This is a genomic window from Robertmurraya sp. (assembly GCF_036676585.1).
In the GTDB taxonomy this organism is placed as follows: Bacteria; Bacillota; Bacilli; order Bacillales; family Cytobacillaceae; genus Robertmurraya_A.
The window spans coordinates 1-2,930 of record NZ_JAKFCQ010000176.1 but is presented as its reverse complement, the minus strand read 5'-3'; the positions used below and the strand labels follow the sequence as shown (position 1 = coordinate 2,930).

Annotated in this window: 4 protein-coding genes; all 4 read left to right on the top strand. The window is 40.7% G+C overall.

What is annotated here, in order from left to right:
• On the top strand, positions 1–580 hold a 580-nt coding region (spoIIR, locus tag ACGLXV_RS22275), incomplete at its 5' end, for a stage II sporulation protein R (protein WP_391560345.1).
• A gap of 394 nt (positions 581–974) precedes the next feature.
• The gene (locus ACGLXV_RS22270) at positions 975–1,412 is read left to right on the top strand and encodes a GNAT family N-acetyltransferase (protein WP_391560347.1); all 438 of its coding nucleotides are present in this window, start codon (positions 975–977) and stop codon (positions 1,410–1,412) included.
• A gap of 132 nt (positions 1,413–1,544) precedes the next feature.
• A complete protein-coding gene (locus ACGLXV_RS22265) occupies positions 1,545–2,585 on the top strand; it encodes an L-threonylcarbamoyladenylate synthase (protein ID WP_391560346.1) in 1,041 nt (346 codons plus the stop codon).
• A 69-nt stretch (positions 2,586–2,654) separates the two neighbouring features.
• The coding region (locus ACGLXV_RS22260) for a manganese efflux pump MntP (RefSeq protein WP_391560344.1) at positions 2,655–2,930 on the top strand (276 nt) is incomplete at its 3' end.

The following is a 2,930-nucleotide window of genomic DNA, read 5'->3' as shown; positions in this document are numbered from 1 at the left end:
CAACGAAGCGATTGTCATCCCGAATGAGGCCATTCGCTTACGAATTCTAGCAAACAGTGATTTAGAGGTAGACCAAGAGCTCAAGCGCGAAGTTCGAGATGAAGTAAACGCAGCGATCACAGAGTGGGTAGCAGAGTTAACTTCCGTAGAAGCAGCGCGTGACTTAATTCAATCTCGCTTACCAGAAATCAAGGCAATTGCAGAAGAAGTACTAGAAAAGAATGGATCGAACCAAAGCGTAAAAACAGATTTCGGAAAAGTAGAGTTTCCAACGAAGTTATATGGTGAGTTCTTGTATCCAGCTGGTGAGTACGAAGCAGTACTGATTACGTTAGGAGCAGGAGAAGGAGCGAACTGGTGGTGTGTGTTGTTCCCGCCTTTATGCTTCCTAGACTTCTCTAATTCCGTAGCCGTAAAAGAAGGCGTTGACGAACAAGAAGAGAAAGAAGCAAAAGTAGAAGAAGAAAAAGCCGAAACTCAAGAAGCGAAAGAGCCAGTGTTCGTAGAGGAAAAGAAGGATGAACAAGAAGTTGAAGTGAAGTTTTTCCTTGTAGAACTTTGGGATAAGATCTTTTCATAAGAAAATGTGGCGCAACCGTTGTGGTTGTGCTTTTTTTAAAGGAAAGTTAATGCATATTTTGAGAATTTCGGGATTTTTAGCTATATCTTTGAAGGTTTACTTGCGATTCTAGGATTTTATTTGCTATTTTAAAAATTTACTTGCGATTCTAGGATTTTATTTGCTATTTTAAAAATTTACTTGCGATTCTAGAAATATATTTGCTATTCCGAAAGTTTATTTGCGATTGCTTATATTTACTTGCTATCCTGAGAACTTACTTGCGATTCTAAGGTCTTATTTGCGTTTCTTTTTTCCGCCTCAAAAAATTATCCCCAAATCTAGTTCTACTTTCTCTACCTTTTCATATTCATAGAGTAACAAGAAAAAAATAGAGGTGATTTGGGTGGAAACGATGGTTCGTTGTGCACAAGTAGAGGATATAAGGAAACTAGTAAACTTTTTAGAAAAGGCAAACTTGGGGACCGATGGAGTAGAAGAAGCTGTGGATTATTTTCTTCTATTAGAAGATGAAGCTGGAAATATTCAAGCAACACTTGGAATTGAACCACATGGCCCTGTCGGATTGCTACGATCTTTAGCCATCACTTCGCGTGCGAGTGAAAAGGAATTGCTGTTAATTTTTGAACAAATGTTATTATTAGCAAAGGAAAAGCAGATGCAATCACTATATTTAGCCACAAACAAAAAGGGATCTGTCCAATTTTTCGAGATGATGGGTTTTCAACAGGTAGAAAAGGAAGCGTTACACGAAAAAATATTCGCCTCCGCTCACGTCCAACATATCTTAACTGTGGATAACTCAATGTTCATGGAATTAAAACTGGATTAATCCACAAAGTTACCCACAAAATAGCAAATGTTATACACAATTTGTGGATAAAACTTGAGTTATACACCATCTTCTTTTATACTTTCTTACGTATTACAAGAAAAATAGGGAGAAATACTCAAGGTGGAAAACATACAAACAAAGCTATGGACAGTGGATAAAAATGTGGATAATCCAAAAAACTATCCACAAATTGCACAGGCTGCATCACTTTTAAGAGAAAATGAAGTGGTCGCATTTCCTACTGAGACGGTATATGGACTCGGAGGAAATGCCCATTCGGATAAAGCGATTCACAAAATATATGAAGCGAAGGGTCGCCCGAGCGATAATCCACTGATTATTCACATTGCTGACAGGGACCAACTGAATGAATTTGTTGCTCACATACCAGACAAGGCCAACAAGCTAATGAATGCGTTTTGGCCTGGCCCGCTTACGATCATCTTTGAAAAAAAGACCTCTGAATTGTCACAGCTAGCAACAGCAGGTTTATCCACAGTGGCAGTAAGAATGCCCAATCATCCCGTTGCTCTAGCGGTGATCAAAGAAGCGGGAGTTCCGATTGCAGCGCCAAGCGCGAACAGTTCAGGAAAACCTAGTCCGACGAAAGCATCACATGTGCTAGAGGATTTGAATGGGAAAATCGCTGGCATTGTGGACGGCGGAGCAACAGGAGTTGGAGTGGAATCAACCGTCATTGATTGCACAGAAGAGATTCCGATTATTTTACGGCCGGGTGGAGTGACAAGGGACGAGCTTGAGCGAGTAGTAGGTGAGGTTCTAGTGGACCCAGCTCTAAAGGATCAAAACGAAGCGCCAAAATCTCCTGGCATGAAGTATCGTCATTATGCACCCAAATCTCCTCTTTTTTTAGTAAAAGGAGACCGGGACAAGCTTCAGCAACTTATTGAAAAAGAAAGAAGTGAAGGTCGAAAGGTTGGCGTGTTAACGACCACAGAAAATGAGGGCTTTTACCAAGCGGATGAAGTGATTTTCTGCGGAACAAGAGAAAATCTTGCAACTGTAGCAAGCTCTTTATACGATGTGTTACGCTCGTTTGACCAAAGACACGTAGACATTATATTTAGTGAGATGTTTCCTTCCACCGGTGTGGGCGAAGCGATTATGAATCGATTGATGAAGGCGGCCGGAAACCAGATCATTGAATAAACGATTTTCTCATTCTAAACCCTTTTGGACATGCATATGCTGAATTAGCAAGTCCAAGGGGGCGAAAGTATGTCATCAATGGTTGGAGAAGTGATCACACTAATAATAATGGCATTTGCACTAGGAATGGATGCATTTTCAGTGGGCTTGGGAATGGGAATGTTCAGGCTCGGCCTTCGGCAAATTTTAAAAATTGGAATCACCATCGGGTTATTCCATATTTGGATGCCGTTATTAGGGATGATTGCAGGAAGATTTTTGTCCGAGCAGTTTGGTGCATTTGCTGCTTATTGCGGCGGAGGCCTTTTAATTGTATTAGGTTTGCAAATGCTTTGGTCATGCTTT